Below are 320 nucleotides of genomic sequence, written 5' to 3'. Positions count from 1 at the left end.
TCCGGTGGTTCTGAATGGAAGGGCCATCGCTCAACGGATAAAAGGTACTCCGGGGATAACAGGCTGATACCGCCCAAGAGTTCATATCGACGGCGGTGTTTGGCACCTCGATGTCGGCTCATCACATCCTGGGGCTGAAGTAGGTCCCAAGGGTATGGCTGTTCGCCATTTAAAGTGGTACGCGAGCTGGGTTTAGAACGTCGTGAGACAGTTCGGTCCCTATCTGCCGTGGGCGTTGGAAGATTGAGAGGGGTTGCTCCTAGTACGAGAGGACCGGAGTGAACGCACCACTGGTGTTCGGGTTGTCATGCCAATGGCAT

The 320-nt window shown here is 55.3% G+C and carries 1 rRNA gene; it reads left to right on the top strand.

Going from position 1 to position 320, the window contains the following annotated elements:
- Window positions 1-320 (top strand): 23S ribosomal RNA (locus tag IIF7_RS20685); the annotation flags it as partial.

Origin of the sequence: Zunongwangia atlantica 22II14-10F7, from assembly GCF_002094855.1 — a bacterium.
Lineage (GTDB): Bacteria > Bacteroidota > Bacteroidia > Flavobacteriales > Flavobacteriaceae > Zunongwangia > Zunongwangia atlantica.
This window is presented reverse-complemented; position numbering and strand designations above follow the sequence as displayed.